The sequence below is a fragment of the Bacillus sp. B2-WWTP-C-10-Post-4 genome (assembly GCF_009183805.1).
GTDB classification, from domain to species: domain Bacteria; phylum Bacillota; class Bacilli; order Bacillales; family Bacillaceae_G; genus Bacillus_A; species Bacillus_A cereus.
The window spans coordinates 1-2,100 of sequence record NZ_WEII01000242.1 but is presented as its reverse complement, the minus strand read 5'-3'; the positions used below and the strand labels follow the sequence as shown (position 1 = coordinate 2,100).

Below are 2,100 nucleotides of genomic sequence, written 5' to 3'. Positions count from 1 at the left end.
ATATTTACTCTAAGTTTTTCTTACATGATTTTGCATAAATCCCAATTAGGAATAATATATAAATAAAAGAGGTGCCTTTGTGCCTTTACTATTATCACCCAGATTACTCAGTGGTATTACCAGCACTTGCTATTTCCCACCATTTGTTGTAAGATAGTAATTAAGGTCAATTTAACACTATATTTTCTTTGCATATTATCAAGTATCAATCGGGGACAGTTTGTACTCCTTATGGGTTTTTGATAATATGTGAAATTTTATTTTCATTCAAATAAGGCCGATCATATTGTAATTTTTCTACTTTTAGGAGGCATTACCATGACATTAACAGGTAAAGTAAAATGGTTTAACAGCGAAAAAGGTTTCGGTTTCATCGAAGTTGCAGACGGTAACGATGTATTCGTTCACTTCTCAGCTATCACTGGCGACGGCTTCAAGTCTCTTGACGAAGGTCAAGAAGTTAGCTTTGAAGTTGAAGAAGGTAACCGCGGACCTCAAGCTAAAAACGTTGTAAAGCTATAATTCAAACAATAAAAAGGTTGTTACCAGCAAGGTTAACAACCTTTTTAATATATAACTAAAATTTTTTACATAAAAGGAGTGGTTACATGTATCGCAATCGAAAGAACGATGTAGCAGAAGTACCACCAGAACAAACCCCTGTTTGGGAATGTGAATCAGAGGATTGTTTAGGATGGATGAGAAAGAACTTTTCATTTGAAGAAGAGCCTAAATGCCCTTTATGTAAAAGTAGCATGAAAAGCGGAGAACGTTTATTACCTAAATTAGGTTAATTTATAATAAAAAAAACCTCTTTTAATTAAGAGGTTTTTTTTATTATAAATTTATGTCCTCAACATCAGTTCGCACTATAGAATACAATAATGCATCGTGTTGCTTATTTCCTTGATGAATATATCCGCGCAATAGCCCTTCCTTTTGGAAGCCAATTTTAGATAACATTCTACAAGAAGTAACATTTTCAGGATATGTAATAGCTCCAATTCTAAACAAACCTAAATCTTTAAATCCATAATTAATAATTTCTCCAGCTGCTTCTGAAGCATAACCATTTCCCCAATAGCGAGGATGCAGATCATATCCAATCTCAGATCGTTTACTCCATAATTGTAAATTGTTTAGTCCAATTGTTCCTATTAAAACGTTCGTTTCTTTTAACACAATTCCCCATCGTATTGCCTTTTTCTCAAAGTAATTTTTTGAAAAAGATTCGATCATACGTGAAGCTTGTCCAAACTCCGTAAAAGAATTCATACCGTAGTAACACGTCACTTCATCCAATGAAAAGATTTCATATATTTTTTGACAATAAGATTGTTCTATTTCAACTAAACGTAAGCGTTCTGTTTCTAGTATAGGAAATGCCATAGGATCACTCCTTTCTCTCTACTCATTCATTATATCAGAAAAAATATGTATAATTAGTAAAGTCCTTATTGTTCCATAAATCAAACATTTCTAATGGCACATTCTCTCTTAATTCTATATACACGAATTAGATACCTTCTGATTGCACCTCAAACATGACGCTATAATTTTCATAAATCGAATTTTAAATTATCAAGAACTGTAAAGAAATTGTTTCTTCATTTTCTCCTTCTAAACAACCAACCTACCCCATACATTTATGGTAAAATATAGTTAATGTATTATTTTATTGTGGAGGGGAAGATTTCCTATGTATATATTCATCGGCTTATCCCTCTTACTCATATTACTTATTTTTTTATTCGCAAAAAAATTCACACCAAACTCATTCATGATGACTAGCTTTAAAGGTAATAGCTTTAGGACATTTTCAATCGGTATTTTAATCGCTGCCATACTCTCACTTTCATATGGAACTTATCATGCGGTAACATATCAACCTAGTTATTTAGATATTAAATTAAAAAATCAAAACTATACTGTTTTCGGTAATGTAGGCGAATTCGGTTATTTCTCCGAAGAATTATTAAAAAAAGATACAGAAGTACAACTATATTTTGTCTCTTGGAAAACAATACAGTTAAAAAATCCGGTAATACTTATAGAATATCCTTCAGGAAAACAAGAAACATGGAAGCCAAATATCATATC

Annotated in this window: 4 protein-coding genes; 3 read left to right on the top strand and 1 reads right to left on the bottom strand. The window is 31.8% G+C overall.

The features are described from left to right. The first annotated feature begins 318 nt into the window (after positions 1-318). Entirely contained in the window at positions 319-522 is a 204-nt protein-coding gene (cspD, locus tag GBN78_RS29570) for a cold-shock protein CspD (protein WP_000176366.1), read from the top strand. Positions 523-608: 86 nt separating this feature from the next. Then, complete coding sequence (locus tag GBN78_RS29565; protein ID WP_000286203.1) at positions 609-794, top strand: cold-shock protein; 186 nt, start codon at positions 609-611, stop codon at positions 792-794. A 43-nt stretch (positions 795-837) separates the two neighbouring features. On the opposite strand, the gene GBN78_RS29560 is transcribed toward GBN78_RS29565, so the two are convergent. Continuing rightward, positions 838-1,389: a GNAT family N-acetyltransferase gene (locus GBN78_RS29560; RefSeq protein ID WP_000885392.1), complete on the bottom strand. Its 552-nt coding sequence runs from the start codon at positions 1,387-1,389 to the stop codon at positions 838-840. Between the two features lie 310 nt (positions 1,390-1,699). Here GBN78_RS29560 and GBN78_RS29555 point away from each other — a divergent pair. Next, a partial coding sequence (locus tag GBN78_RS29555; protein WP_152128026.1) for a hypothetical protein occupies positions 1,700-2,100 on the top strand: 401 nt, incomplete at its 3' end.